Below are 26,212 nucleotides of genomic sequence, written 5' to 3'. Positions count from 1 at the left end.
CTTCTCGCAACCAGCTTTTCCGGTTGCGAGAAGGAGCGAAGGGTGGTTGCCTCCGGCAGGCCGTACGGGGAACGAACCGACGCCCTTCCACCCCCAGGGGCCTGCCGCGCGGCGAGCGCCGCTTTTGATCTTGAGAACGCGAAGCGCGTTCGATCTTGAGGGCGGGCCGGCGGTTCAGCCCGGAAGGGCGAAGCTCACTCGTCGCACTGAGGAGGCGGCAGCGGGTTGAGGGGTCCGCAAGGCCACTCGGTCTTCTTGGTCCTCGTCGTAGTAGGCGCGGGCGGAGGGGGCGGTGGTGGCGTGGTTCCCTCGGGAGTCGTCGTCACCGTGGTCGTGGTGGTCACCCGGGGCGCGGACGTCGAGGCCCTCGGAGCCGAAGCGGCCTCCGTCGTGGGGGTGCCGGTGACCGGGGGTTCGGTGGACGAAGTGGTCGAACGGCTCGTGATCCAAGTGGACGCCGGCGGTTCCGCCTTCTGGCCCTCGTCCACGTTGTGGATGTAGACGCCCACCAGCACGCCGGTCAGCGCCGACGCCGCCACGGCCAGGCCGCACGCCGCCCACACCACACGCACAGCCGACCCCCTCCGTCCTGCCCGACGCCGTGCCCGACATCCCGTCCGAGCGGCAGATCCGAGCGGCAGAACAGTACCGCTTGATCCACCGGGCTCACCCGGCCCACACCACCTCGACCGCCTCGCCCAACCGGCCCGCCTCCGCGACCACCGCTTTCCGCACCTTCGCGGTCAACGAGCCGAAGGGTTCAACAGTTGTCAGGACCCGCCCGCCCTTGCGCTCCTGGGACCACACCCCGGCCATCAGGCCGTCCACCAGCAGCACCGGCGACAACCAGCCCTGCGGGCGGTACACCAGGTCCGGGGACCCGCCGGTCATCAGGTTCGCCGCGTGCCTGGTCGCCGCCACCACGTACTGGTCGAACGCGGGCAACAGGCGCACGCCGCGCACCGGTTCGGCTTCCCGCAACGCTGTCACGAGATCCGCCCGCGCCCAGTGCGGCGCGCCCTCGACGTCCACCGGCACGACCCGCTCGCCCAACGCCTTGAGGACCCGGCCGGCCTCCGCCGGGCTGACGCCCCACCAGCGCGCGAACTCCTCCCGCGTCGCCACGCCCTGCACGCCCCACCACCGCAGGGCGATCTCCGGCACCGGGTCGGCCGGCGGCGGGCCGACCTCGATCCACGTGTCCGGCCGGGTGAACCGCACCAACTGGCCCTCGCCCGGCCCGAACACCAGCCGGCCCTGGAACGACGCCGGCTTGAGGTACGCGCCCCAGCTCTCGCGCAACTTCTCGCCGATGTGCTCGGACGTCCGCGCCGCCACCTCGTCGGCCAGCTCGGCCCGGGTCAGCACCCGGCCCTTCAACGCCTCCGACACGCCGTCCAGCAGCGCCTGCAACTCCTCGGCGGTGATCTTGAAGCCCCGGTGCCAGACCGGCTTGGTGTAGTGCCGGTACGTCCCGAACCCGGCCTGCCACAGCGCGTACTCGTCGGACCGCAGCAGGTGCAGCGTGCCCCGCATGCACCACGTCTTGACCAGCGTCCGGTCCTCCCACAGGGCCCGCTCGACGTAGTCCGCCGGCAGCCCCTCGACGCGCGCGTGCAGCGTCGCCGCGGCGGACGACATGAGCTGCGCGTGCAGCCCGCACAGCTCCGACACCACGTCCAGGGCGTCCGCCGCCGGCCGCCGCGCGTCCAGGCTGTGCGCGCGCGTGCGCCACGCCGCCACGCGCCCCCAGGTCAGGCTCACTCGTACCCCTTCTCGCGCACCGCGTGCTCGATCGCGGCCAGTCGCCGCTCCAGTTCGGCCGTGCCCAGGACGCGGGCCAGCACGAGCGCCGCGCCGGACAACCCCGCCACCAGCACCGACCCGGTCATGTGCCACGTGGGAGCGTCACCCGTGCAGGTGAACACGTCACCGAACCGCTCCGCCGAGCACGTCACGAACGGCACCGCCGCGATGCCGACCGCGGCCGCCGCGACCCCGCCGAGCAGCGCCGAGCCGAACGTGCGCATCAGCGGGAAGACCGCGTTCAGCGCGCCGGCGGCGGCGATCGCGAAGAGCAGCGGCACCGGGTGCGGGAACGGGCCGAGCGCCGCGCAGCCCACCATCAGCGCCGTCACGACCACGAGTCCGGTCCGTTCACCCACCCGGCGACCCTAACCCGCGCCGACAGCCGGACGTCAGAAGTTCGTAAGGCGTTTCCGGGACTCTCTGAGGCGTCCGGTTCGTCAGAGTTGAGCACAAGCGGACGAATCGGAAGAGGCGAGGTCATGTCCAAGCGTGGTGTCCTGATCGGGGTGTCGGCGGTGCTGGTGGTCGCGCTGGCGGTGGGGCTGTACCTGTTCCAGCCCTGGCGCCTGGTCACCGACCGGACGGCGGACGAGGCGCTGCTGGTGCCGGTGTCCACTTCGGAAACGCCGACGGAGACGGCGGCGGGAACCGCGACGGGAACGCCGACGGGAACGGCCGGCGCCGCGCCCACGACGACCAACGCGGCGCCCGCGGGTCCGGTGGCGTTGGCGTCCGGGCCGTTCCGGTCGCTGGAGCACGCCACGACCGGCAGCGCGTCGCTGGTGCGGCGCCCGGACGGCACGCACGCCGTCCAGTTCGAGTCGCTGGACACCAGCGACGGTCCGGACCTGTACGTGTACCTGTCGGACAAGTCGTCGGACTCGCCCGAGTCGGCGTTCGGCACCGGGTTCACCAGCCTGGGCAAGCTGAAGGCCAACCAGGGCAACCAGGTCTACGACGTGCCGGCCGGGGCGGACCTGACGACCGTCCGCAGCGTCGTGATCTGGTGCAAGCGGTTCTCGGCCGGGTTCGCCGTCGCACCGCTGGAACAGTCGTGACACACGGGGGAAACAAACAAGGATGGTCTATACCAGGTATAGCCTTTTCGCAGTATTGACGCATCTGGTCTAGACCACTTAAAGTGGTGATGAACACAACGGAAGACGTCCCTCGTGGATGGGCGGGCGGATGCCCCATCGGCGAGGAGCCAGGCTCACTGGGGTGGGCCACCGGGGGCGGCGGCGCGGAACCTTCTCTCTCCCCACACCGCGTCGCCGCCTTCGGCTGTGCGCCGTTCCTGCCACACTGTGAGTGATGCTCACGAGGACCATCGCCATCCACTACGTCAAGGCGGCCCTGCGTGGCGCGCGGCGGCACGGTCACGACGTGGCCGGCCTGCTCGCCGCCGCCGGGATCCCCGAAGCGCTGCTGGCCGACGACCGCGCGCGGGTCACGCCCGCCCAGTACTCCCGGCTGATCCAGGCGCTGTGGGAGGTGCTGGACGACGAGTTCATGGGCTTCGGGCCGCAGCGCAGCAAGCGCGGCACGTTCCCGACCATGTGCCTGCTCGCCGTGCACTGCTCGTCGCTGGAGGACGCGCTGCGCCGCGGGTTGGCGTTCTACGCGCTGTTCGACGTGCGGCCGGAGATGACGCTGGGGGAGCGCGGCGGCGTCGCCCGGTTCACCCTGGCGACCGAGGGCGTGGACGACCCGGACCGGTTCCTGGTGGAGTCGCTGCTGGTGCTGTGGCACCGGTTCTCGTCGTGGCTGATCGGCCGGCGCATCCCGTTGCGCGGGGTGGAGCTGGCCTACCCGGAGCCGCCGCACGCGGCCGAGTACCACCTGATCTTCGGCTGCCCGCTGCGGTTCGGCGCGCCGGAGACCGTGCTGGCGTTCGACACCCGGTTCCTGCGGATGCCGGTGGTGCAGGACGAGGCCGCGCTGCGCCGGTTCCTGCGCAACTCGCCGGGCGAGCTGCTGTCCCGGCGGGACTACGGCGCGGACTTCTCCAGCCAGGTGCGGCGGATGCTCGGCGGCGGGGTCGTCGGGCTGGACAACGTGGCCGCGCGGCTGGGGGTGTCGGCCCCGACGCTGCGCCGCAAGCTGGCGGCCGAGGGGACGTCGTTCCGCGAGGTGCGCGAGCAGCTGTTGCGCGACCAGGCGGTGGCGAGCCTGGTGCGCGGCGGCGAGTCGGTCGAGGAGCTGGCGCTGCGGCTGGGGTTCTCCGAGGCCAGCGCCTTTCACCGGGCGTTCAAGCGCTGGACGGGCAACAGCCCTGGCGCCTACCGGACGGGTGCTGCTACCCAGTAGGGCGGGTGGTCGCACTTGCTCCGAACGGCCGGTGTTCCGCCAAGCTCTCACGAGGTTGGCTGGCAGCGGGTAACTCATTCACCACACCGCGGGAGTCCCCGTGCCCAGACGCCTCCGACCGTTCGTGGTCGCCGCCGTCCTGACCCTCGTCCCCCTCACCCCGGCCGACGCCGACCCGCGGCCTCCGGCCCCCGACACCATTGTCCCAGGTGGTACCGACAGTTCGGGCCTGAGCACGCCTGGGGCCGAGCATCCCGCGCCCCACCGGCAAACCCCCGACCTGCCCGACGCGCCCGCCGCCCGGTCCGCCGTCGAGCGCCGCATCGAGACCGCGCGCACCACCCGGCCGGTCGCGCCGGGCGTCGAGCTCAGCTCCTTCGACTGGTACGAGCCCGGTGACGCGGGCGGCTGGGTCCGCGGCGACGCGCTCACCGTCGACCTCACCGCCGGCACCCGCGTCGACTACCTGCACCCCGGCGCGGTCACCGCCGCCGAACCCCTGTCCGCGCAGGCCGCCCGCACCCGCGCGGTCGCGGCGGTCAACGGCGACTTCTTCGACATCAACAACTCCAACGCCCCCGAGGGCGTCGGAGTCCAGGACGGCCGCACGGTCAAGTCGCCCGCCGCCGACCACCGCCGCGCGGTCGGCATCGACGCCGCGGGCATCGGCCGGGTCATGGACGTCCTGTTCGACGGCCGGATCACCCGCGCGGACGGCACCACCATCCCGTTGAACCAGCTCAACAGCGCGTCCATCGCCGCGAACGGCGTCGGCGTGTTCACCCCGCTCTGGGGCTCCTACAGCCGTTCCCGCGCGGTCCGCGGCGCCACGAAGGTCGAGGAGGTGGTGGTCCGCGGCGACGTCGTCACCGAGCACCGCACGAGCGCGGGCGACAACCCGATCCCGGCCGACGGCTTCGTCCTGGTCGGCCGCGAGACCGGCGCTGACGTGCTGAAAGCCCTGCCCGTCGGGGAGAGGGTCACCGTCGACCACACCACCAAGGCCCAGGACGGCAGCGCGCTCAAGGCGGCCGTCGGCGGCAACCAGCTCCTGCTCAAGGACGGCCGGGTCGTCGCCCCGGACGACCCGCTGCACCCGCGCACGGCGGTCGGGTTCTCCGCGGACGGCAAGCGGATGTTCGTGCTCACCGTGGACGGGCGGCAGGCGCCGTTCCTGCTGGGCCTGAACCTCAAGGACGTGGCCGCGGCCCTCAAGGAGATGGGCGCGCACAACGCGCTCAACCTCGACGGCGGCGGCTCGTCCACCCTGCTCGCCCGCACCCCCGGCACGGACGCCGTCACAGTGGAGAACACGCCGTCCGACGGCGGGGAACGCCCGGTGCCCAACGGCCTCGCGCTGTACGCGCCGGAGGGCAGCGGCGACCTGGTCGGGTTCTGGACCCGCACCGCGATCGACCCGCGCCGCGCGCCGGGGGCGGACACGGTGCCCGGCGGCCACCCCGAGCGGGTGTTCCCCGGCCTGACCCGCAGGCTGGTCGCCGACGGCTACGACGAGACCTACGGCCCGGCCCGCGACGACGCGCACTCGTGGCACTCGACGCGCCCGTTCGTCGGGCACGTCCGCGACGGCGTGTTCCGCGGCCACACCCCGGGCACGACGAAGGCCGTGGCCCGGCGCGGGGGCGTCACCGGCGAGGTGGAGCTGACCGTCCTCGGCCCGCTGACCCGCCTGTCCGCCACCACGAACCGGCTCAGCCTCACCACGACCGGCACGTTCGGCGTGATCGGCCACGACCCGGACGGCTTCACCGCGCCGATCGAGCCGACGGACCTCACGCTGGACCACGACCGTTCCGTGGTGGACATCGCGCCCGGCGACAACGGCTCGTTCACCGTCACCGCGCTCCGGCCCGGAGCCACCACGGTGACCGCGCGGGTCGCCGGCCAGGAGGTGCGGATCGCGGTCACCGTCGGGCTGGAGGAGGAGCTGGTCGCGGGCTTCGACGACGGCGCGTCCTGGACGTTCGGCTCGGCGCGCGGCTCCGGCTCGGTGACGCCGGTCCCGGACGGGCGCACCGGCGCGGGCCTGAAGATCTCCTACGACTTCAGCCAGTCCACCGGCACCCGCACGGCGTACGCGATCCCGCCGAAGCCGATCGTGGTCGAGGGACAGCCGCTCGCGCTGGGCGCGTGGGTGTACGGGCACGGGCGCGGCGAGTGGACGGCGTTCACCGTGACCGACAACGCGGGGCTGACCAGGTCCCTGTACGGCCCGTACATCACGTGGACGGGGTGGAGGTACCTGGAGGTGCCGGTCCCGGCGGGCTTGGCGTTCCCGTTGCGGATCAACCGGTTCTACACCATCGAGACCAAGGCCGACCGCCAGTACAAGGGCGAGGTGGTGGTGGACGACATCGTCGCCAAGGTCCCGCCCGCGGTCGAACTCCCCGCCGCGCCGCCGGTGTCCGACCGGGTCGTGGTGCGCGACGGCACGGTGGACGACCGGCCGTGGCGGTTCGCCGTGCTGTCCGACGCCCAGTTCGTGGCGCGCGACCCGGACAGCGACCTCGTCCGCTCGGCCCGCCGCACGCTGCGCGAGATCAAGGCGCAGAAGCCGGACTTCGTCGTGGTCAACGGCGACTTCGTGGACGAGGCGGCGCCCGCCGACCTGGCGCTGGCCCGGCGGATCCTGACCGAGGAGCTGGGCGACGAGCTGCCCTGGTACTACGTGCCGGGCAACCACGAGATCATGGGGCCGGGCACGATCGACAACTTCCGCCGCGAGTTCGGGGCCACCAACCGGACGTTCGACCACAAGGGCACCCGGTTCGTGCTGCTGGACTCGTCCACCGGCACGGTGCGCGGCGGCGGTTTCGACCAGGCCGCGATGCTGCGGGACGCGTTGCGGCACCACGAGGACGTCCACTCCGTGGTGGTCATGGAACACCACCCGCCGCGCGACCCGACGCCCACCAAGGGCAGCCAGCTCAACGACCGCATGGAGGCCGACCTGGTCGAGGACTGGCTGGCCGACTTCCGCCGCACGACCGGCAAGGGCGCGCTGTTCATCGGCGCGCACGTCGGCGTGTTCCACGCGTCCCGAGTGGACGGTGTGCCGTACCTGATCAACGGCAACTCGGGGAAGTCCCCGGCGGAGGGCGGGTTCTCCGGCTGGACGCTGCTCGGCGTGGACCACCGGCGGGAGGACTGGGTCGCCGCCGAGATCCGTCCGCACGTGGACGCCCTGACCCTGACCGCGCCGGACGTCGCCGTCGTCGGCACGCCGGAGACCGTCGCCGCCACCCTGACCCAGGGGTCGCGGCAGGTGCCGGTCCGCTACCCGGTGAGCGCGGACTGGACCGCGTCGCCGAACGTCCACGTCGGCCCCGCGCCCGGCCTGCGCCCCTGGCACGCCGCGTGGCTGGACCCCGAGACCGGCCGGTTCACCGCGTTCCGGGCCGCGCGGGTGACGGTGGCCGTGACCGTGAACGGGATGACCCGGCGCGCGGACGTGGCCTTCACGTGGCCGGAGTGGGGTCGTCGGGTGGCCTGACCCGCTTGACGCAACCGGAAGGTTGCCATACTTTGGCAACCATCCGGTTGCTACTCACGTGGAGGTCAGTCATGGGTTTCCCCGACCGCATCGAGCGCACCGTCGAGGTCGCGCAGCCGCCCGAGCGGGTCTGGACGGCCATCACCACCGCGGAGGGCCTGGCGTCCTGGTTCGGCGACCGGGCGACGGTGGACCTGCGCCCCGGTGGTGAGGTCACGATGTCCTGGGAGAGCGGCGACGCCGTCGAGATGCGGGTCGAGCGCGTCGAGGAGCCGTCGGTGTTCGGGTTCACCTGGCGCGTGCACGGCATGCCCGAGGACGACCCGCGCCGCACGTACGTCGAGTTCACCCTCGAACCGCACGGCCCGGGGACCCGGCTGACCGTCGTGGAGTCCGGGTTCGCCCAGCTCCCGGACGACCGCCACGGCAAGGCCTACGACGCCCACTCGCAGGGTTGGCGCAGCGAGCTGGGCGAGCTGGTCGACGTCCTCGATGCGGCCTGAGGAGACCGCCGGACCCGACGCGGGGACGGTCGGGTCTGAGGCGGAGACGGTCGCCGAGCGGGTCTTCACCGCCCTGGCCGACCCGACCCGGCGGTCGATCCTGGCCGCCCTCGCCGCGCGCGGCCCCGCCACCGCCACCGACCTCGCCGACCGGCTGCCCATCACGCGGCAGGCGATCGCCAAGCACCTGGCGCTGTTGGCCGAGGCCGGTCTGGTGACCGCGGAACCGGGCGAACGCCGCCGCGTGCGCTACCGCCTGGACTCGACGCCCATGCAGGTGGCCCAGCAGTTCCTGGCGGCGCTGGCCCGGGACTGGGACGGCCCGTTGGCAGCCCTGAAGAAGCACCTCGATCGCACGGACCAACCACACGGACCAGGAGAACGGACATGACCGAGCTGAGCCACGTCCCCCCGCGGGCAGGTGCCCGGTGAAGACGCCGCCGATCGTCAGCCGCGAGGAGTGGGACGCCCACCGCGAGGCCTTGCTGGTCAAGGAGAAGGAGCTGACCCGCGCCAAGGACGCGCTCGCCGCGGAACGCCGCCGGATGCCGTGGCTGGAGGTGACGAAGCCCTACCGCTTCGAGACCGCGGCCGGTCCCCGGTCCTTGCTGGAGCTGTTCGAGGGCCGCCGCCAGCTGATCGTGTACCGGGCCTTCATGGACCCGGGCGTGCACGGCTGGCCGGAGCACGGCTGCAAGGGCTGCTCCCTGGTGGCCGACCAGGTGGCCCACCCGGCGCACCTCAACGCGCGGGACACGACCCTCGTGTTCGCCTCCCGTGCGGGTCAGGAGGACCTGTCGAGGATCAAGGCGAGGATGGGCTGGGAGCACATCCCGTGGCACACCATCACCGACGACTTCGACCAGGACTTCGGCGTCGACCAGTGGCACGGCACGAACGCCTTCATCCGACAGGACGACAAGGTCTACCGGACCTACTTCCTCGACAACCGCGGGGATGAGGCCATGGGCGGCACCTGGGCGTACCTCGACATCACGGCTCTGGGTCGCCAGGAGACTTGGGAGGACTCGCCCGAGGGATACCCGCAGACTCCGCCTTACCAGTGGTGGATCTGGCACGACGAAGCCGCTTCTTGAGATTTCAAGCGGTCGCGCTGAGGCGCTCCCAAGATCGGCGAAAGCTTGCCGCTGGGCGGCTGAAGAAGACCGCCGCGCCGGTGTGACGGGGGGCCACATCGGCGCGGCGGTCGTCGTGCTCAGCAGGTCAGAACTTCTCGTTCTTCGCGGCCTTCTCGCGCAGCGACGCCGTCGGGCGGAAGCGTTCGCCGTAGGTGTCGGCCAGGTAGTCCGCGCGTTCCACGAACTCGCTCACGCCGTACGAGTTGATGAACTGCAGCGTCCCGCCGCTCCACGGCGCGAAGCCGAACCCGAACACGCTGCCCACGTTCGCGTCCGCCACCGAGTTCAGCACACCCTCGTCCAGGCACCGCACGGTCTCCAGCGACTGGATGAACAGCAGGCGGTCCTCGATGTCCTGTTCGGTGACGCCCGCGTCCTCGCGGGCGTAGCGCGACAGGCCCGGCCACAGGAACTTCTTGCCGCCGTCGGTCGGGTACTCGTAGAACCCCGCCCCGCCGGACTTGCCGGTCCGGCCCTCCGCGACCAGCTCCTCCAACACCTTGAACGCCGGGTGGTCGCCCAGGGCGCCGGCGATGTCCGGGTCGTCGGCCAGCGTCTGGTCGCGGATCTTCAGCTGCAGGGTCAGGGTGACCTCGTCGGACACCGCCAGCGGCCCGACCGCCATGCCCGAGCGCTTCGCGATGTTCTCGATCAACGCCGGCCGCACGCCCTCCGCGATCATCGACACCGCTTCGGTCACGTACGTGCCGAACGTCCGCGACGTGTAGAACCCGCGGCTGTCGTTGACCACGATCGGCGTCTTGCCGATCTGCAACACGTAGTCGAACGCGCGCGCCAGCGTCTCCGGCGACGTCTGCTCGCCCACGATGATCTCGACCAGGCGCATCTTCGGCACCGGCGAGAAGAAGTGCAGGCCGATGAACTTCGTCGGGTCCTGCACGGCCCCGGCCAAGCCGGTGATGGGCAGGGTGGACGTGTTCGACGCGATCACCGCGTCGGGCAGCGCCGCCGCCTCGGCCGCCGGCAGGACCTTGTTCTTCAGCTCGCGGTTCTCGAACACCGCCTCGATGACCAGGTCGCAGCCGGCCAGGTCGGCGTCGGAGTCCGTCGGCGTGACGCCCGGGTTGCCGTTCGCGCCGCGCGTGGCGGCCTCCAGGGTGACGTCCTTGAGCACCACCTCGATGCCCGCCTTGGCCGACACCTCCGCGATCCCCGCGCCCATCATGCCCGCGCCCTGCACGCCGACCTTGGTCACCTTCGTGGCGTCCACACCGGACGGACGCGACCCGCCCGCCGAGATCTCGTTGAGCTGGAACCAGAACGTGCCGATCATGTTCTTCGCGACCTGGCCCGTCACCAGCTCCACGAAGTACCGGCCCTCGACCTTCAGCGCCGTGTCGAAGTCCACCAGCGCGCCCTCGACGGCCGCCGCCAGGATCTTCTCCGGAGCCGGGTACACGCCGTGGGTCTTCTTGCGCAGCACGGCCGGCGCGGCGGCCAGCAGGCTGTAGACGTTGGGGTCGCCGAACTTCACGTCCGGCACGGTGTACCCGGGCTGGTCCCACGGCTGCACCGGCGCCGGGTTGGCCTTGATCCACGCCCGCGCCTGGGCGATCAGGTCTTCCTTCGACGACGCCAGCGCGTGCACGATCCCCGCCTGCAACGCCCGCTGCGGCCGGAGCTGCTTGCCCTCCATCAGCAGCGGCAGCGCGGGCTGCACGCCCAGCAGGCGCACCAGCCGCGTCACGCCACCGCCGCCGGGCAGCAGGCCCAGCGTCGCCTCGGGCAGGCCGAGCTTGATCCGGTCGTCGTCCAGCACGACCCGGTGGTGGCAGGCCAGCGCGATCTCGAAGCCGCCGCCCAGCGCGCTGCCGTTGATGGCCGCGACGACCGGCTTGCCCAGCTTCTCCAGCCGGCGCAGCTGGCCCTTCATGTCCTCCAGGAAGCCCAGCGCCTCGGCCGCGTTCTCCGGGGTGACCCGCACCAGCAGGTTCAGGTCGCCGCCCGCGAAGAACGTCTTCTTGGCGGAGGTGAGCACGACGCCGGTGATCTCGTCGCGCACCGCCTCCAGCTTGGCGACCGCCTCGCCCATCGCCTCGTGGTACTCGGCGTTCATCACGTTCGCCGAGCCCGACATGTCCATGGTCAGCGTGACGACGCCCTCGTCGTCGCGCTCGAAGTGGATAGCCATCAGACCCTCTCGATGATCGTCGCGATGCCCATGCCGCCGCCCACGCACAGCGTGGCCAGGCCCCGGCGCAGGTCCCGGCGCTCCAGCTCGTCGAGCAGGGTGCCCAGGATCATGCAGCCGGTCGCGCCCAGCGGGTGGCCCAGGGCGATCGCGCCGCCGTTGACGTTGACCTTGTCGTCGGGCAGGTCCAGCTCGCGCTGGAACTTCAGCACCACCGACGAGAACGCCTCGTTGATCTCGAACAGGTCGATGTCCTCCACCGACAGCCGCGCCTTCTCCAGCGCCTTGCGCGCCGCCGGGGCCGGGCCGGTGAGCATGATCGTCGGCTCGCTGCCGACCACCGCGACCGACACGATCCGCGCCCGCGGGGTCAGGCCGAGGTCCTGCCCGATGCGGGCGTTGCCGATGAGCATGGCCGCCGCGCCGTCCACGATCTGCGACGAGTTGCCCGGCGTGTGGACGTGCCGGATGCGCTCGACGGACGGGTAGCGGTCGATGGCCACGGCGTCGAAGCCCAGGTCGCCGTGGAACTGGAAGGACGGCTTCAACCCGCCCAGGCCCTCCAGCGTGGTCTCCGGCCGGATCGCCTCGTCGAAGTCGAGCACGACCGTGCCGTTCTGGTCCACCACCGGCACCAGGGACCTCTCGAAGTAGCCCTTGTCGCGCGCCAGCGTGGCCCGCTGGTGGGAGCGCAGCGCCCACGCGTCCACGTCCTCGCGGCTGAAGCCCTCCAGCGTCGCGATCAGGTCCGCGCTGATGCCCTGAGGCACGAAGCTGGTGCGCAGGTTGGTCTCCGGGTCGGCCGCCCACGCGCCGCCGTCCGAACCCATCGGCACCCGCGACATCGACTCCACGCCGCCCGCGACCACGAGGTCCTCGAACCCCGACGCCACCTTCGCCGCGGCCAGGTTCACCGCCTCCAGGCCGGACGCGCAGAAGCGGTTGAGCTGCACACCCGCGGGCCGCAGGTCCCACCCGGCCGCCAGCACGGCGGTCCGGGCGATGTCCGAGCCCTGCTCACCGACCGGCGACACGACCCCGAGCACGACGTCGTCCACCACCGACGTGTCCAGGTCGTTGCGCCGCGCCAGCGCGTCGAGCACCCCGGAGGCGAGGGTGATCGGCTTGACGCTGTGCAGCGAACCACGCTTTCCCCTGCCACGCGGTGTGCGCACCGCGTCGAAGATCAAGGCTTCGCTCATGCTCCCACGGTAGGCAGCGGGGACGGCCAAGCCCATGACCGCGCGGAGTGACTTATTAGCTCACCGCGAGCTGCATGACCTCGTCCTCGCCGGAGAAGCCGAGCCGCTCGTAGAGCCGCCGCGCGGCCAGGTTGCCGCGGAACACCCTCAGCTGCACCCGCCGCCACCCGTGCTCACGGGCCCACGCCACCACGTCGCGGACCAGGGCCTCGCCGACACCCCTCTTCCGGAACGACGGTTTCACCCACATGGAGTAGAGGTACAGCACATCGTCGTGGTCCTCGTGGGGCACGCCCGCCACGAGCCCGGCCGGATCCGGAGCCTCGGCCACGACCTTCACCCCCCACCTCGGGTGCAGCAGCTCGCGCCACCGGTCCTCGTCGTAGCCCTGCTCCCGGGACAGGGTGGAGCCGAACGCCTGCGGGTCGCTGGCCAGCGCGGTGAGCCTCAGGTCGCGCCAGGTGACCCAGTCCCCGGGGGACAGCCTGCGGAGCTTCATGACCGCAGTGTTGCGCACCACCCTGACAATTGCGCTCACGATCTCGGGGCGACTGTGGGTGCGGCGGTCATGGCGGGTGGCCGCCCGCGGTGGGACCGTCGGTGACATGCCTACTCGCCGTTCACCGTGGATGACGGACGACCTGGACCAGCTGCGGCAGCTCGCCCGGACGTTCTTCGAGAAGGAATCGGTCCCCCACCACGAGCGCTGGGCCGCCCAGAAGCAGGTGGACCGGGACTTCTGGACCAAGGCGGGCGACCTCGGCCTGCTGTGCCTGTCCATCCCGGAGGAGTACGGCGGGGGCGGCGGCACGTTCGCGCACGAGGCGGTGCTGCTGGAGGAGCAGGCCCGCGCCGGCGACAGCGCGTGGGGCAACAGCGTGCACAGCGGCATCGTGGCGCACTACATCAACGCCTACGGCACCGAAGAGCAGAAGCAGCGCTGGCTGCCCAAGCTCGCCGGCGGCGAGTTCGTGGGCGCCATCGCGATGACCGAGCCCGGCGGCGGCTCGGACCTGCAGAACATCAAGACCCGGGCCATCCGGCGTGACGACGAGTACGTCATCAACGGCTCCAAGACCTTCATCACCAACGGCGCGCAGTGCGACCTGGTCGTCGTGGTCGCCAAGACCGACCCCGGCCAGGGCGCGACCGGCATCTCCCTGCTGGTCGTGGAGACGGCGTCGACCCCGGGCTTCCGGCGCGGCCGGGTGCTGGACAAGATCGGGCTGAAGGGCCAGGACACCGCCGAGCTGTTCTTCGACGACGTCCGCGTGCCCGCCGCCAACCTCCTCGGCTCGTCCGAGGGCCAGGGCTTCATCCAGCTCATGCAGCAACTCCCGCAGGAGCGGCTGATCATCGCGGTGGCGTCCATCGCGGGCATCGAGGCCGCCGTGGACCTGACCGTCGAGTACGTCAAGGACCGCACCGCGTTCGGCCGGGAGCTGATCAAGTTCCAGAACACCCGGTTCACCCTCGCCGAGTGCGCCACCGAGGCCCGCGTGACCAGGGCGTTCGTGGACGAGTGCATCGAGGCGCACCTCGCGGGCCGGCTGGACGTGCCCACCGCGGCGATGGCCAAGTGGTGGTCCACCGAGCGGCTGTGCCGGGTCGTGGACGAGTGCGTGCAGCTCTTCGGCGGGTACGGCTACATGACCGAGTACCCCATCGCCCGCGCCTGGGCGGACGCGCGCGTGCAGAAGATCTACGGCGGGACGAACGAGATCATGAAGGAAATCATCGCGAGGTCCCTCTAGTGGGCGGGCCGCTGGCGGGGCTGAAGGTCGTCGAGCTGGCGGGCCTCGCGCCCGCGCCGTTCGGCTGCATGGTGCTCGCGGACCTGGGCGCGGACGTGGTCCGGGTGGACCGGGTGTCCGGCGGGCCGGCGGTGCCCGGCGACGTGCTCGGGCGCGGTCGGCGGTCCATCGGCGTGGACATCCGGCGGCCGGAGGGCGCGGAGCTGGTGCTCAAGCTGGTGGAGCGCTCCGACGTCCTGGTGGAGGGCTTCCGGCCGGGCGTGACCGAGCGGCTGGGCATCGGGCCGGCCCAGTGCCTGGCGCGCAACCAGCGGCTGGTCTACGGCCGGATGACCGGCTGGGGCCAGGACGGCCCGCTGGCCGACCGGGCGGGCCACGACATCAACTACATCGCGCTCGCGGGCGCGCTGGAGCCGATCGGCCGCGCCGGGCAGCCGCCCACGGTGCCGCTCAACGTCATCGGCGACTTCGGCGGCGGGGGGCTGCTGCTCGCGTTGGGCATCCTCGCGGCCCTGTACGAGCGGGAGCGGTCCGGGCGCGGGCAGGTCGTGGACGCGGCCATGGTGGACGGCGCGGCGCTGCTGACGACGTTCCTGCACGGCATGAAGGCCGCCGGCGCGTGGGCCGGCGAGCGGGGCACGAACCTGCTCGACGGCGGCGCGCCGTTCTACGACGTTTATGCCACAGCGGATGGAAAGTTCGTCAGCATCGGCGCACTGGAGGAGAAGTTCTACGCGGATCTGCTGGTGTTGCTGGGGTTGGCGGACTCCGACGTGCCGAACCGGCACGACCCGGCCCGGTGGCCCGCCCTGCGGGCCCGCATCGCCGAGGCGGTGGCCACCCGGACGAGGGACGAGTGGGCGGCGCTGGCGGAGGGCACCGACGCGTGCCTGGCGCCCGTGCTCGCGCCCGACGAGGCCCCGGCGCACCCGCACAACCGGGCGCGCGGGACGTTTGTCGAGGTCGCAGGCCTGGCTCAGCCGGGACCCGCGCCGCGCTTCGACCGCACGCCGGCCGCCGGACCGTCCGCGCCGCCCGCCGCGGGACATCACACGGACGAGGTGCTGGAGTTCCTCGGACTGGGTGAAGCGGATATTGCGGAACTGCGACGGACCGGTGTCGTGGGTTGATGCGAAAAGGGTGCGACAAATCGTCCGGAGTGGTGCCGGGAAATGGGACGGCCGTACCTCGGCCTAATGACACGCCGTGGGTGTGTCGCGCAAGTGGGTGATGTGCTCAAGATTGCCGACGATGTGGCTGAACCTCGGTGCTCGTGCCTGGGGGAGTGGGGGCGAGTGGCCCGCACCCTGGTCATCGGCGGGCGCCGAGGGGCGCTTGATCGGCCGTTCGGGTGATGCGGGTCACCGCCCACGCGGGGCAGTGCGTCCTCTTCTACGCCCGGTCGTGGGATCACGGCGGGTTCCGGACCCATCGTCCGGGTGAATGAGGGACCATGTGGGCGAACCCGGCGGGCACGCGGCCCGTCGCCGCGCACCTGTGAACGGACGGAGAGACACCGGTGAACGTCAAGAAGGTGGTGACGCTGGCGGCCGTCGCGCTGCTGCTGTTCCTCCTGATCACCCAGCCCGACCAGTCCGCCGAGGCGGTGAAGACGGCCCTCGGGTGGCTGCGCCAGGGCGCCGAGTCGATCATCACGTTCGTCCGGAGCCTGTTCAACTAGTCCCCGCCGCGGGTGCCCGGTGGTCTGCTCACCATCCGTGACGGTTGGCCTCCCTCGTTGGACCGTCTGGGTGGAATGAGGGCTATAACGTGCTGGTAACAGGGTTTTTGACAAACCGGGGTCTAGCGGTTGTCGGTACCCGCTAATACGGTGCGCTGCATTGGCTGATCTTCGACCGACGAGGAGGCAGAATGGTCGAGGACTCCGGAGTCGACGAGCTGCTGCGGCAGTGGGCGGCCGAGCGCTCGGACGACGCCGAGCTGCGCGAGGTGAACCGGATCAAGGACGAGTGGCTGGCCGAGGCCCCGCCGTCCGCCCCGGGCATCCCCGTGCAGCGGGCGAACGGTGGACCGCGGGGCCTGGTGAAGGTCGAGTCCGCGGATCCGGCCTACGTCGCGGCGATGCGGAAGCGGGCGCCCGAGGTGCCCGAGGTCCTGCTGGCCGCGGCAGCGAGCTACTGGCAGCTCGTGGGCGACCTGTCCGAGGCGGAGGCGTGGTGGGACGCGGGCATCAGCCCGTTGGACCAGCGCGCCCTCGACTACCGGGCCGCCGGGCTCACGCCCGCCGACCTGGGACGTCGGCTCGGGCCGATGACGGTGCTCCAGCACCTGCGTCGGGGCAGCGCGGCGGCGTGGTGCGTCGCCAGGCTGCAGCGGCAGCGCCGGGACGGCGTTGCGTGATGTCGGGCGCGCCACGCGCGAGCGTGGCGCAGCGCAAGGGCGTCGCGCGGTGAGGGCGCGACGTGGTCGGGACTAGCGTGATCCGGGAGGGCGGGCTCCTGTGCGGGGAGCCCATCCCGGTTGGGGGTCGCCCCGTCGGTGGCCCGAAGTACCCTTGAGTCGTGCGCAGCGGCCTCATCACCCCCCAACGTGTGGCGATCGCGGTCGTGTGCGTGCTCTCGCTGGTGGTCTGCTGCGGTCTCGCCTACTGGCAGTGGGAGCGGTTCTCCCAGGCCGGGGGGACCTTCCAGAACCTCGGTTACGTCTTCCAGTGGCCCCTGTTCGGCCTGTTCCCCGCGTTCATGGTGTGGCGGATGCGCAAGCTCGCCGCCCAGCGGCGCGCGGCGGACGCCGCTGTGGGCGCGGACACGTCGTCGCAGGTGGCGGGGGAGCCGGTGGCCGCGCCGTCGGAGCCGGTCGTTACCGTGGACCCCGTCAGGACACCCGCGCACGACGACGAGGACGACGAGCTGGCGGCCTACAACCGCTACCTCCGCGAACTCCACGCGCGGGACCAGCGGTGAGCGAAGGCGGTCGGTAGGGCGATGAGCGGTGCGTTGGGCCGGTTCCGGTTCATGGCTTACGTGGTCGGTGTGGGCCTGCTGCTGCTCGTGGCCGCGATGGGCGTGAAGTACCTCGGCGACCAGGACGGCATGATGAAGGTCGTCGGCCCGGTCCACGGCTTCCTCTACGCGATCTACCTGGTGATCACGGTGGACCTGGCCCTCAAGGCCCGCTGGTCGCTCAAGGGCACCGCGCTGGTGCTGCTCGCCGGCACGATCCCGTTCGTGTCGTTCTACGCCGAGCGCAAGGTCGTCGAAAGCGTGAAGGCCGAGCGCGCCCTGTGACCACGCCGGCCGCCACCCCGGGTCGGGCCGCCGCCACCTCCGCGTCGGCCGCCGCTACGTCCGGTCGGGCCGCTGCCACACCTGGTCGGGTCGCTACGAGCCTCGGGCGGGCCGCCACCTCAGGTCGGGTCGCCGCCACACCTGGTCGGGCCGCCACGAGCCTCGGTCGGGCCGCCGCCACCTCCGGTCGGGCCGCTTCCGCGGCGGTCTCGCGAGCGTCGGCCGCGCCCGTGGTGACCGGGTTCGTGTTGACCGGGCCGACCAGGCACAACTAGCGTCTGGCGGTACCAACTGAACACGGCCGTCGATGTCGCGCGGGAGAGTCCCCACCCACTACGGGGCGCCGAAGGAGCAACTCCTCCCCGGAATCTCTCAGGCACAGCTACCGCCCGACGAAGGCAACTCTGGAAAGCAGGCGCCAGCGCCTCGCCCACGGTGCAAGCCGCCCCCGCCGACGTGCGGGGTCCCGGCGAAGCTCTCAGGCTCATGACAGAGGGGGAGGCTCACTCGGACGAGGAGTCTCGATGGACCGTGTCATCCTTCGTAGCGGCAGGCCGACCCACCCGGTCGGCGCCACTGCCGTGCCCGCCATCAGGGAGGACCCCGTGGAAACCCGCCGGACGCCGCTGCACGCCGAGCACGAGGCGCTGGGCGCCCAGTTCACCGACTTCGCGGGCTGGCGGATGCCGCTGCGCTACGACAGCGAGCTGGCCGAGCACCACGCCGTGCGCACGTCGGCGGGCCTGTTCGACCTGACGCACATGGGCGAGATCGTCCTGACCGGCCCGCAGGCCGGCGCCGCGCTCGACCACGCGCTGGTCGGCCACGCGTCCGCGATCGGCGTGGGCCGCGCCCGCTACACCATGATCTGCCAGGCCGACGGCGGCGTGATCGATGACCTGATCGTGTACCGCACCGGTGACCAGGAGTACCTGGTCGTCGCCAACGCCTCCAACGCCGCCGTCGTCTTCGCGGCCCTGCGGGAGCGCGCCGAGGGCTTCGACACCACCGTCGAGGACAAGTCCACCGACTACGCGCTGCTGGCCGTGCAGGGCCCCAAGGCGGTCGCCATCCTGGCGGGCCTGACCGGGACGGACCTGGCCACGGTCAAGTACTACGCCTCCTACCCGACCGAGGTGGCCGGCCGGCCCGCGCTGCTCGCCCGCACCGGCTACACCGGCGAGGACGGCTTCGAGCTGTTCCTCGACCCCGCCGACGCCCCGCACGTGTGGCAGGCGCTGCTCGCCGCCGGCGAGCCGCACGACCTCAAGCCCGCCGGCCTGGGCTGCCGCGACACCCTGCGCCTGGAGGCCGGGATGCCGCTGTACGGCAACGAGCTGAGCACGTCCCGCACGCCCTACCACGCCAACCTGGGCCGCGTGGTCAAGCTGGACAAGCCGGACGACTTCGTGGGCCGCGAGCCGCTGGCGAAGGTGGCCGAGGCGGGCGTCGAGGCCAAGCTGGTCGGCCTGAAGACCGAGTCCCGCCGCGCCCCCCGCCACGGCTACGCCGTGCTGGACGCCGAGGGCAACGCGATCGGCGAGGTCACCAGTGGCGCGCTGTCGCCGACGCTGGGCTACTCCGTGGCGATGGCCTACGTGCCGCCCGCGCACGCCGAGCCCGGCACCAAGCTGTCCGTCGACGTCCGGGGCCGGCAGGAGCCCGTGGAGGTCGTGTCGCTGCCGTTCTACAAGCGCAACTCGTAGGGAGAAACCCCACCATGTCCGAGCACTTCAACACCTCCCTCGCGGAGTTCGACCCCGAGGTCGCCGAGGCGGTCGCGGCCGAGCTGCGCCGGCAGCAGGGCACGCTGGAGATGATCGCGTCGGAGAACTTCACGCCGGTGTCGGTGCTCCAGGCGCAGGGCTCGGTGCTGACCAACAAGTACGCCGAGGGCTACCCGGGCCGCCGCTACTACGGCGGGTGCGAGAACGTCGACGTGGTCGAGCGGCTGGCCATCGCGCGGGTCAAGGAGCTGTTCGGCGCGGGGTTCGCCAACGTGCAGCCGCACTCGGGCGCGCAGGCCAACGCGTGCGCCATGTTCGCGCTGCTCCAGCCCGGTGACACGATCCTGGGCCTGGACCTGGCGCACGGCGGCCACCTGACCCACGGCATGCGGATCAACTTCTCCGGCAAGCTCTACAACGTCGTGCCCTACCACGTGTCCGATGTGGACGGTCGGGTGGACATGGCCGAGGTCGAGGCGCTGGCGCAGGAGCACAAGCCGAAGCTGATCGTGGCCGGCTGGTCGGCCTACCCCCGCCAGTTGGACTTCGCGGAGTTCCGCCGGATCGCCGACTCGGTGGGCGCGTACCTGATGGTGGACATGGCCCACTTCGCGGGTCTCGTGGCGGCGGGCCTGCACCCGAGCCCGGTGCCGCACGCCCACGTCGTCACCACGACCACGCACAAGACCCTCGGCGGTCCGCGCGGCGGCGTGATCCTGACCAACGAGGCGGACCTCGCGAAGAAGATCAACTCGGCGGTGTTCCCCGGCCAGCAGGGCGGTCCGCTGGAGCACGTGATCGCGGGCAAGGCGGTGGCGTTCAAGCACGCCGCGTCGCCGGAGTTCGCCGACCGCCAGCGCCGCACGGTCGAGGGCGCGAAGATCCTCGCCGAGCGGCTGTCGCAGCCCGACGCGGCGGCGGCCGGCGTGAAGGTGCTCACCGGCGGCACGGACGTGCACCTGGTGCTGGTGGACCTGGTGGCCTCGGAGCTGGACGGCAAGCAGGCCGAGGACCGCCTGCACGAGGTCGGCATCACGGTCAACCGCAACGCGGTCCCCAACGACCCGCGCCCGCCGATGGTGACCTCGGGCCTGCGCATCGGCACGCCCGCCCTGGCCACCCGCGGCTTCGGCGCGGCGGACTTCGCGGAGGTGGCCGACATCATCGCGACCGCCCTCCAGCCGGCCGCGGACCTGTCCGAGCTGCGCTCGCGCGTCGAGGTGCTGGCCGCGAAGCACCCGCTCTACCCGAACCTGTGAGGGTTCCGCCGACCCGCTGAGCGAGGCGACACATGACCCCCGGCCCAACCCCAGGCCGGGGGTCATGTTCTTCGGGGGTGGACTCAGGCTCCGGAGGGCGCCGCCACACCGGGCGGCAGGCACTCCACGTTGCGCTTGCCGTCGGGCTGCACGACGAACCACGTGCCGCCCACGCCCTGGCCCTTCCACTGGCCCGGCGCCTCGTCCTTCGAGTACGTGTAGAGCGCCCAGCCGGCCAACGTCACCTGCTCGGTCCCGTCGGCCCGCTTCACCGTGCCGACCAGCGCCGGGTCCACGCCCTCCAGCTTGGGCGCGCCGCCGGCCAGCAGCGGCGGCCAGGTCTCGGCGCACTTGCCCTCGCAGTTGGACTTGGGCGGGTTCGGCGTGTCCTTGTCGAACCGGTACAGCGTGCGGCCGTCGCCGTCCTGCACGACGTCGCCCATCTTCGGCACGCTCTTGGCCACCAGCGTGACGCCCGGCCCGGACGGCGCGGGCGCGGCCTGGCCGGCCGGGGTCTCCTCGGTCGCCTCGGCGGCGGGCTCCTGCGCGGCGGGGGTCTCCGCGGCGGCCGGAGGTGCCGGTGGGACGTCCCCGTAGTCGGCCTGCGCGGCGGCGCCCACCTGCTCGGTCTGCGCGACGTTGGTCCCTTGCAGGCCGACGGCGTTGGAACTCCACATGACCAGCGCGAGCACGGCCGCCATGCCACCCGCTGCGGCGATGGCGATGCGGTTTCGTCGGATCACACTCAACTCCTCCTCGATGGCGTCGGTCGCTCCACCGACGATTACGGCCCGGTCACGACCGCGGTTCAGCGGCGAACCAAGACAGGGGGTCGGCGCGAACGTCCGGGCACCAGACCCGTGAGGAGGAGTCCGTGGCCGTCAGCACCGCAGGCCGGCTCGCCACCGTCGTCGAACGCGTCCTGGGCGCGAGCCCGCCCGTGGGGCTGCGCGCGTGGGACGGCAGCACCGCCGGCCCGCAGGACGGACCGGTCGCCGTGGTCCGCGACCGCCGCGCCCTGCGCCGCCTGTTGTGGAACCCCGACGAGCTGGGCCTGGCCCGCGCGTACGTGGCGGGCGAGCTCGACGTGGAGGGCGACCTGACCGAGGGCCTGGCCCGGTTCTGGGCGTTGGCCCGGCGGGGCGCGGTGGGCAAGCCCAAACCCGCCGACCTGGTGGTCGCCTTCCGGGCGGCCGTGCGCCTGGGCGTCGTCGGCCCGCGCCCCGCGCCGCCCGGTGAGGAGGCCCGGCTGTCCGGCCGCCGGCACACCCGAGCCCGCGACCGCAGCGCCATCGCCCACCACTACGACCTGAGCAACGCGTTCTACCAGCTCGTGCTGGACCCGAGCATGGCCTACTCGTGCGCGTACTTCTCGTCGCCGGACATGACCGTCGCCCGGGCGCAGCACGCGAAACTCGACCTGGTGTGCCGGAAACTGGGGCTGCGACCCGGGATGCGGCTGCTCGACGTCGGGTGCGGGTGGGGTTCGATGGTCGTGCACGCGGCCAAGCACTTCGGTGTCCGGGCGACGGGCGTGACGATCTCGGCGCAGCAGAAGGCTTTCGTCGAGTCCCGGATCGCGGCGGAGGGTGTGGCGGACCTGGTGACCGTGCGGCTCCAGGACTACCGGGAGGTGTCCGGCGAGCCGTTCGACGCGGTGTCGTCCATCGAGATGGGCGAGCACGTCGGCGAGGAGAACTACCCGGCGTACGCGGGCGTGCTGCACCGGATGCTCAAGCCGGGCGGGCACCTGTTGTTGCAACAGATGTCCCGTGGTGCCAACGCGCCCGGCGGTGGCGCGTTCATTGAGTCCTATGTGGCTCCTGACATGCACATGCGGCCCCTCAGCCGGACGCTCGGACACCTGGAGGGTGCCGGGTTCGAGGTCCGGGGCGTGCAGGCGCTGCGCGAGCACTACGTGTGGACCGTGCGGGCGTGGGCGCGGACGCTGGAAGAGCGCTGGGACGAGGCCGTGCGGCTGGTCGGCGAGGGGCAGGCGCGGGTGTGGCGGCTGTACCTCGCGGGTGGCGCGTTGACGTTCGAGGAGGGGCGGATGGGCGTGGACCAGGTGCTGGCGCGGCGGCCGGAGGCGTTGGCGTGACGTTCGGGTGGAACGTGCTCTGGTCGGCGGTCGCGGTCGTCGTGCTGGTGTCGGCGTTGTTCGCGGTGGCGGTGCGGCGCAAGCGGTTCGACCTCATCGACTCGTTCTGGGGACCGGGGTTCGCGGTCGTCGCGGTGCTGACGCTGGTGCAGGCGGTGCCGGCGGGGGAGTCGGCGCGGGCGGTGCCGGCGGGCGAGTCGGCGCGGGCGGTGCTGGTGGCGGCGTTGACCGTGGTGTGGGGTGTGCGGCTGGGGTGGCACATCCACGCGCGCAACCGGAAGAAGTCCGAGGACCAGCGGTACGTGGACATGTACCGGCGGGCGCGCGGCAACCCGGTGGCCAAGATGTACCGGGTCTACCTGGTGCAGGCGGCGATCATGGTGCTGGTGTCGCTGCCGGTGCAGTTCGCGGCGTACCGCGACGACCCGCTCGGCGTGTTCGACGTGCTGGGTGTCGTGGTGTGGGCGGTCGGGTTCGCGTTCGAGGCGGTCGGGGACTGGCAGTTGGAGCGGTTCAGGGCCGATCCGGCGAACCGCGGTCGGGTGATGGACCAGGGGTTGTGGCGGTACACGCGCCACCCCAACTACTTCGGCGACGCCTGCGTGTGGTGGGGGCTGTTCCTGTTCGCCCTGCCGGACGGGTTCCTGGTGGTGGTGAGCCCGGTCGTGATGACCTTGCTGTTGGTCAAGGGGAGCGGGAAACCGTTGCTGGAGAAGGACATCGTGCGGCGGCGGCCCGGGTATCGGGAGTACGTGGAGCGCACGAGCGGGTTCTTCCCGCTGCCGCCCAGGGGCGGGAAGGTGGGTTAGAGCTGGAGGGTGACCACGTAGACGGTCACGTCGTCGGGGTGGCCGAGGTCGATCATGACCTTGCGGTTGCCGGCGGTCGCCCCGGCGACCTTCTGCGCCTTGTCCGGGTGCCACGTGCCGCTGTCGGGGAAGTCGGCGTCGGTGATCGTCCGCTGGTCCGGCACGGCCTCGCCGAACCCGCTGTCGGCCAGGAACCGGGGCACGGCCGTGGCGGGCATCCGCAGTTGCGCCATCACCCGGCTCTCCAGCCCGCCGCTGAGCGAGGTGCGCGCGGCCGACAGCAGGACGGTGCCCGAGGGGAGGCGGACGCCGGCGTTGGCCTCCAGTTCCGCCGCCGACTGGGGGCTGGTCTCGTTCGGCAGGAACCGGTCGTCCGAGGGGGCGGACGACGAACAGCCGGCCACCACCAGGGCCGCCGCGAGCCACACCAGTCGCATGGCCCGCAGACTAGCCGTCCGGGCCGGAATAGGGTGTGCCCGTGGGCAACGAGACCTCCTTCCCGCGCCAGCAAGCGCGCACCCAGCGGTTCACCCTTGGCGCTCCGCGGAACTTCACCGTCGCACCCGACGGGGACCGCGTGTACTTCCTGCGCACCGCCGCGGCCACGAGCCGCGCGAACGGCCTGTGGGCGTTCGACCCCGCCACCGGGACCGAGCGGCTCCTGGTGGACCCGAACGACCTCCTGACCGACCCGGAGGACCTGTCGCCGGAGGAACGCGCGCGCCGCGAGCGCAGCCGCGAGCAGGCGGCGGGCATCGTGGCCTACGCGACCGACGCGGACTTCCGGCAGGCGGTGTTCGCCCTGTCCGGCCGCCTGTTCGTGGTCGAGCTGGGGACCGGTGCGGTGCGCGAGCTGCCCGTGCCGGGCAGCGTCCTGGACCCGCGCCTGGACCCGACCGGCCGCCGCGTCGGCTACGTCACCGGCGGCGCGCTGCACGTCGTGGACCTGGAGACGGGCGAGGACCGCGTGCTCGCCTCGCCGGAGCACCCCGACGTGACGTGGGGCCTGGCGGAGTTCGTGGCGGCGGAGGAGATGGGCCGCTACCGCGGCTACTGGTTCTCCCCGGACGGCGAGCACGTCCTGGCGGCCCGCGCCGACAACTCCCCGGTGACCCGCTGGCACATCGCCGACCCGGCCAACCCGGCCACCCCGGCCGCCGAGATCGCCTACCCGGCGGCCGGCACGCCCAACGCCGTCGTGGAGGTCTTCATCCTCGGCCCGGACGGCACCCGGACGCCGGTCACCTGGGACAACGCGACGTTCCCGTACCTGAACACGGCGAGCTGGTCCGCGAACGGCCGCCCGCTGCTCCAGGTGCAGACCCGGGACCAGCGACGCGTCCAGGTGCTCGCGGTCGGGCCGGACGGCGTCGAGGTCGTGGCGGACGACACCGACCCGGTGTGGCTGGAGATCGTCCCCGGCGCGCCGGCGTGGACCCCGGACGGCAAGCTCGTGCGGGTGCTGCCCGTGGACGGCGCGAACCGCCTGGTGGTGGACGGCACCGCGTGGACCCCGGACGGCTTCCAGGTCCGCTCGGTGGTGGAGGTGGGCGAGGACGTCCTGGTCACGGCGTCCACCGACGACCCGACCCAGGTCCACGTGTACCGGGTGACGGCGGACGAGGTGGTCGCGCTGACCACCGAACCGGGCGTGCACGCGGCGGCTCGCGGCGGGGACACCGTGGTCCTGTCGTGGAGCGGGCTGGACCACTTCGGGGCGAAGGTGTCGGTCGGCGCGCACGAGATCGCTTCACACGCCGAGACGCCGGTCCTGACGCCGGAAGTGCGGTTGTTGACGGTGGGCGAGCGCGGTCTGCGGGCGGCTCTGTTGTTCCCGCGGGACCACGTGGCGGGGACCAAGCTCCCGGTGTTGCTGGACCCGTACGGCGGTCCGCACGCCCAGCGGGTGCTGTACGCGCGGAACGCCTACCTGGCCTCGCAGTGGCTGGCGGACCAGGGGTTCGCGGTGCTGGTGGTGGACGGCCGGGGGACGCCGGGCCGCGGGCCGGAATGGGAGCGCTCGATCGCGTTCGACTTCGCCGGTGCGACGCTGGAAGACCAGGTGGACGCGTTGCAGGCGGTCGCGGCGCTGGAGGAGGACCTGGACCTGTCGCGGGTGGGCATCCGGGGTTGGTCGTACGGCGGATACCTGTCGGCTCTGGCGGTGCTGAGGCGGCCGGACGTGTTCCACGCGGGGATCGCGGGTGCGCCGGTGACCGATTGGCGGCTGTACGACACCCATTACACCGAGCGGTACTTGGGCCACCCGGATGAGAAGCCGGAGGTGTATGACGCCAACTCGTTGATCGATGACGCTCCGAAGTTGGAGCGGCCGTTGATGATCGTGCACGGGTTGGCCGATGACAACGTGGTGGCGGCTCACACGTTGCGGTTGTCTTCGGCGTTGTTGGCGGCTGGGCGGCCGCACACCGTGTTGCCGTTGTCGGGGGTTACGCACATGACGCCGCAGGAGCAGGTGGCCGAGAACCTGTTGTTGCTGCAGGTCGACTTCCTCAAGAAGTCGTTGGGCTGACCGGGGCGGTGGGCTGCGCTCTCAAGAGCAAAGAGCGAAGAGCGAAGAGCCAAAGCGAAAAGCGGCGCTCGCCGCGCGGCAGGCCCCCGGGGGTGGAAGGGCGTCGGTTCGTTCCCCGTACGGCCTGCCGGAGGCAACCACCCTTCGCTCCT

At 72.1% G+C, this 26,212-nt stretch carries 25 protein-coding genes and 2 riboswitches; of the genes, 17 read left to right on the top strand and 8 right to left on the bottom strand.

All coding sequences use genetic code 11. The annotated features are described in order from the left end of the window. Positions 1-194: 194 nt before the first annotated feature. The 3 genes from AB0A74_RS36560 to AB0A74_RS36550 all read right to left on the bottom strand — a co-directional run bounded on the left by AB0A74_RS36560 (position 195) and on the right by AB0A74_RS36550 (position 2,165). Entirely contained in the window at positions 195-572 is a 378-nt protein-coding gene (locus tag AB0A74_RS36560; protein WP_358256884.1) for a hypothetical protein, read from the bottom strand. A 94-nt stretch (positions 573-666) separates the two neighbouring features. Continuing rightward, entirely contained in the window at positions 667-1,764 is a 1,098-nt protein-coding gene (locus tag AB0A74_RS36555) for a winged helix DNA-binding domain-containing protein (RefSeq protein ID WP_358256883.1), read from the bottom strand. Further along, positions 1,761-2,165 carry a hypothetical protein gene (locus AB0A74_RS36550; protein ID WP_358256882.1) on the bottom strand — a complete coding sequence of 135 codons (405 nt, stop codon included), beginning with the start codon at positions 2,163-2,165 and terminating at the stop codon, positions 1,761-1,763. The genes AB0A74_RS36555 and AB0A74_RS36550 overlap by 4 nt, the downstream gene beginning before the upstream one ends. Before the next feature lie 123 nt (positions 2,166-2,288). On the opposite strand from AB0A74_RS36550, the gene AB0A74_RS36545 reads away from it, so the two are divergent. From AB0A74_RS36545 to AB0A74_RS36520, 6 genes are all read left to right on the top strand, one after another. Continuing rightward, on the top strand, positions 2,289-2,867 hold the full coding sequence (locus tag AB0A74_RS36545) for a DM13 domain-containing protein (RefSeq protein WP_358256880.1): 579 nt from the start codon (positions 2,289-2,291) through the stop codon (positions 2,865-2,867). Between the two features lie 256 nt (positions 2,868-3,123). Next, positions 3,124-4,119: an AraC family transcriptional regulator gene (locus tag AB0A74_RS36540; protein WP_358256879.1), complete on the top strand. Its 996-nt coding sequence runs from the start codon at positions 3,124-3,126 to the stop codon at positions 4,117-4,119. Positions 4,120-4,219: 100 nt separating this feature from the next. Continuing rightward, the gene (locus tag AB0A74_RS36535) at positions 4,220-7,633 is read left to right on the top strand and encodes a phosphodiester glycosidase family protein (RefSeq protein ID WP_358256877.1); all 3,414 of its coding nucleotides are present in this window, start codon (positions 4,220-4,222) and stop codon (positions 7,631-7,633) included. Between the two features lie 71 nt (positions 7,634-7,704). After that, positions 7,705-8,136 (top strand): SRPBCC domain-containing protein, encoded by a 432-nt coding sequence (locus AB0A74_RS36530; RefSeq protein WP_358256876.1) that lies wholly within the window; start codon positions 7,705-7,707, stop codon positions 8,134-8,136. Then, positions 8,126-8,527 (top strand): metalloregulator ArsR/SmtB family transcription factor, encoded by a 402-nt coding sequence (locus AB0A74_RS36525; protein WP_358256874.1) that lies wholly within the window; start codon positions 8,126-8,128, stop codon positions 8,525-8,527. The genes AB0A74_RS36530 and AB0A74_RS36525 overlap by 11 nt, the downstream gene beginning before the upstream one ends. 37 nt (positions 8,528-8,564) lie before the next feature. Beyond that, the gene (locus tag AB0A74_RS36520; RefSeq protein WP_358256872.1) at positions 8,565-9,233 is read left to right on the top strand and encodes a DUF899 domain-containing protein; all 669 of its coding nucleotides are present in this window, start codon (positions 8,565-8,567) and stop codon (positions 9,231-9,233) included. Between the two features lie 127 nt (positions 9,234-9,360). On the opposite strand, the gene AB0A74_RS36515 is transcribed toward AB0A74_RS36520, so the two are convergent. From AB0A74_RS36515 to AB0A74_RS36505, 3 genes are read right to left on the bottom strand one after another with little or no spacing between them, the layout of a single operon-like run. Beyond that, complete coding sequence (locus AB0A74_RS36515) at positions 9,361-11,427, bottom strand: 3-hydroxyacyl-CoA dehydrogenase NAD-binding domain-containing protein (RefSeq protein WP_358256870.1); 2,067 nt, start codon at positions 11,425-11,427, stop codon at positions 9,361-9,363. Beyond that, entirely contained in the window at positions 11,427-12,629 is a 1,203-nt protein-coding gene (locus AB0A74_RS36510; protein WP_358256868.1) for an acetyl-CoA C-acetyltransferase, read from the bottom strand. The genes AB0A74_RS36515 and AB0A74_RS36510 overlap by 1 nt, the downstream gene beginning before the upstream one ends. A 55-nt stretch (positions 12,630-12,684) precedes the next feature. Then, positions 12,685-13,128, bottom strand: coding sequence for a GNAT family N-acetyltransferase (locus AB0A74_RS36505; RefSeq protein ID WP_358256866.1), 444 nt, complete (start codon positions 13,126-13,128; stop codon positions 12,685-12,687). A 106-nt stretch (positions 13,129-13,234) separates the two neighbouring features. On the opposite strand from AB0A74_RS36505, the gene AB0A74_RS36500 reads away from it, so the two are divergent. The 8 genes from AB0A74_RS36500 to glyA all read left to right on the top strand — a co-directional run bounded on the left by AB0A74_RS36500 (position 13,235) and on the right by glyA (position 20,617). Beyond that, positions 13,235-14,383 (top strand): acyl-CoA dehydrogenase family protein, encoded by a 1,149-nt coding sequence (locus AB0A74_RS36500; protein ID WP_358256864.1) that lies wholly within the window; start codon positions 13,235-13,237, stop codon positions 14,381-14,383. Beyond that, complete coding sequence (locus tag AB0A74_RS36495) at positions 14,383-15,513, top strand: CaiB/BaiF CoA-transferase family protein (protein WP_358256862.1); 1,131 nt, start codon at positions 14,383-14,385, stop codon at positions 15,511-15,513. Before AB0A74_RS36500 ends, AB0A74_RS36495 begins: the two co-directional genes overlap by 1 nt. A 389-nt stretch (positions 15,514-15,902) precedes the next feature. Continuing rightward, complete coding sequence (locus AB0A74_RS36490) at positions 15,903-16,064, top strand: hypothetical protein (RefSeq protein ID WP_170199802.1); 162 nt, start codon at positions 15,903-15,905, stop codon at positions 16,062-16,064. A gap of 191 nt (positions 16,065-16,255) precedes the next feature. Next, positions 16,256-16,744, top strand: a complete 489-nt coding sequence (locus AB0A74_RS36485; protein ID WP_121227042.1) for a helix-turn-helix transcriptional regulator — start codon at positions 16,256-16,258, stop codon at positions 16,742-16,744. Between the two features lie 161 nt (positions 16,745-16,905). Beyond that, complete coding sequence (locus AB0A74_RS36480) at positions 16,906-17,307, top strand: hypothetical protein (protein ID WP_358256860.1); 402 nt, start codon at positions 16,906-16,908, stop codon at positions 17,305-17,307. Between the two features lie 21 nt (positions 17,308-17,328). Then, a complete protein-coding gene (locus AB0A74_RS36475) occupies positions 17,329-17,631 on the top strand; it encodes a DUF3817 domain-containing protein (RefSeq protein WP_343934382.1) in 303 nt (100 codons plus the stop codon). 305 nt (positions 17,632-17,936) lie between these two features. Further along, positions 17,937-18,029, top strand: a riboswitch (glycine riboswitch). Then, positions 18,030-18,134, top strand: a riboswitch (glycine riboswitch). Positions 18,135-18,236: 102 nt separating this feature from the next. After that, entirely contained in the window at positions 18,237-19,337 is a 1,101-nt protein-coding gene (gcvT, locus tag AB0A74_RS36470) for a glycine cleavage system aminomethyltransferase GcvT (RefSeq protein WP_358256885.1), read from the top strand. 14 nt (positions 19,338-19,351) lie between these two features. Beyond that, positions 19,352-20,617: a serine hydroxymethyltransferase gene (gene glyA, locus AB0A74_RS36465; RefSeq protein WP_343934380.1), complete on the top strand. Its 1,266-nt coding sequence runs from the start codon at positions 19,352-19,354 to the stop codon at positions 20,615-20,617. Between the two features lie 83 nt (positions 20,618-20,700). On the opposite strand, the gene AB0A74_RS36460 is transcribed toward glyA, so the two are convergent. Then, positions 20,701-21,360 carry a hypothetical protein gene (locus AB0A74_RS36460; protein ID WP_358256857.1) on the bottom strand — a complete coding sequence of 220 codons (660 nt, stop codon included), beginning with the start codon at positions 21,358-21,360 and terminating at the stop codon, positions 20,701-20,703. A gap of 131 nt (positions 21,361-21,491) precedes the next feature. On the opposite strand from AB0A74_RS36460, the gene AB0A74_RS36455 reads away from it, so the two are divergent. Both AB0A74_RS36455 and AB0A74_RS36450 read left to right on the top strand, forming a co-directional pair. Further along, entirely contained in the window at positions 21,492-22,718 is a 1,227-nt protein-coding gene (locus AB0A74_RS36455) for a cyclopropane-fatty-acyl-phospholipid synthase family protein (RefSeq protein WP_358256855.1), read from the top strand. After that, positions 22,715-23,527: a DUF1295 domain-containing protein gene (locus AB0A74_RS36450; RefSeq protein WP_358256853.1), complete on the top strand. Its 813-nt coding sequence runs from the start codon at positions 22,715-22,717 to the stop codon at positions 23,525-23,527. The genes AB0A74_RS36455 and AB0A74_RS36450 overlap by 4 nt, the downstream gene beginning before the upstream one ends. Here AB0A74_RS36450 and AB0A74_RS36445 read toward each other — a convergent pair. Next, complete coding sequence (locus AB0A74_RS36445; protein ID WP_358256852.1) at positions 23,524-23,964, bottom strand: hypothetical protein; 441 nt, start codon at positions 23,962-23,964, stop codon at positions 23,524-23,526. The genes AB0A74_RS36450 and AB0A74_RS36445 overlap by 4 nt on opposite strands. Positions 23,965-24,005: 41 nt before the next feature. Between AB0A74_RS36445 and AB0A74_RS36440 the strand changes: the two genes are divergently transcribed. After that, positions 24,006-26,060, top strand: coding sequence for a prolyl oligopeptidase family serine peptidase (locus AB0A74_RS36440; RefSeq protein WP_358256850.1), 2,055 nt, complete (start codon positions 24,006-24,008; stop codon positions 26,058-26,060). The last annotated feature ends 152 nt before the right edge of the window (positions 26,061-26,212 follow it).

This window comes from Saccharothrix sp. NPDC042600, assembly GCF_040647305.1.
Taxonomy (GTDB): domain Bacteria; phylum Actinomycetota; class Actinomycetes; order Mycobacteriales; family Pseudonocardiaceae; genus Actinosynnema; species Actinosynnema mutabilis.
This window is presented reverse-complemented; position numbering and strand designations above follow the sequence as displayed.